This is a genomic window from Streptomyces sp. NPDC001292 (genome assembly GCF_042896465.1).
In the GTDB taxonomy this organism is placed as follows: domain Bacteria; phylum Actinomycetota; class Actinomycetes; order Streptomycetales; family Streptomycetaceae; genus Streptomyces.
This window is the reverse complement of record NZ_JBIAXG010000153.1, coordinates 1-1257: the sequence shown is the minus strand read 5'-3', so window position 1 is coordinate 1257 and position 1257 is coordinate 1. Positions and strand designations below refer to the sequence as shown.

Here is a 1257-nt window from a genome sequence, read left to right as displayed (position 1 = left end):
CAAGGTGCTCATCGCCAACCGTGGCGAAATCGCTGTCCGCGTTGCCCGGGCCTGCCGGGACGCCGGGATCGCGAGCGTGGCCGTCTACGCCGACCCGGACCGGGACGCTCTGCATGTCCGCGTCGCGGATGAGGCGTTCGCCCTGGGCGGTGACACCCCGGCCACCAGCTACCTGGACATCGACAAGGTGCTCAAGGCCGCGAAGGAGTCCGGCGCGGACGCGATCCACCCCGGGTACGGCTTCCTCTCGGAGAACGCCGACTTCGCCCAGGCCGTGCTGGACGCGGACCTGATCTGGATCGGCCCGCCGCCGCAGGCCATCCGGGACCTGGGCGACAAGGTCGCAGCGAGGCACATCGCCCAGCGCGCCGGCGCGCCGCTGGTGGCCGGCACCCCCGACCCGGTCTCCGGCGCGGAGGAGGTCGTGGCCTTCGCCGAGGAGCACGGCCTGCCGATCGCGATCAAGGCCGCCTTCGGCGGCGGCGGGCGCGGCCTGAAGGTCGCCCGCACCCTGGAGGAGGTCCCCGAGCTGTACGAGTCGGCGGTGCGCGAGGCGGTGGCCGCCTTCGGCCGCGGCGAGTGCTTCGTCGAGCGCTACCTGGACCGGCCCCGGCACGTGGAGACCCAGTGTCTGGCCGACCGGCACGGCAACGTGGTCGTGGTCTCCACCCGTGACTGCTCCCTGCAGCGCCGCCACCAGAAGCTGGTCGAGGAGGCCCCGGCGCCGTTCCTGTCCGAGGAGCAGGTCGCCGAGCTGTACCGCGCCTCCAAGGCGATCCTGAAGGAGGCCGGCTACGTCGGCGCCGGCACCTGCGAGTTCCTGGTCGGCCAGGACGGCACGATCTCCTTCCTGGAGGTCAACACCCGCCTCCAGGTCGAGCACCCGGTCACCGAGGAGGTCGCCGGCATCGACCTGGTGCGGGAGATGTTCCGCATCGCCGACGGCGAGGAGCTGGGCTACGACGACCCGCCGCTGCGCGGGCACTCCTTCGAGTTCCGCATCAACGGCGAGGACCCGGGCCGAGGCTTCCTGCCCGCGCCCGGCACGGTGACGAACTTCGCCCCGCCGTCCGGCCCGGGTGTGCGTCTGGACGCGGGCGTGGAGTCCGGCAGCGTCATCGGCCCGGCGTGGGACTCCCTGCTGGCCAAGCTGATCGTGACCGGCCGCACCCGTAAGGAGGCGCTGCAGCGGGCCGCCCGCGCCCTGGAGGAGTTCCAGGTCGAGGGCATGGCCACCGCGATCCCCTTCCACCGCGC

The 1257-nt window shown here is 73.0% G+C and carries 1 protein-coding gene; it reads left to right on the top strand.

Annotated features, from left to right (window positions below; all coding sequences use genetic code 11):
• Positions 1–1257: acetyl/propionyl/methylcrotonyl-CoA carboxylase subunit alpha (locus ACFY4A_RS42675; RefSeq protein ID WP_390834688.1), on the top strand; the 1257-nt coding region annotated here is incomplete at both ends.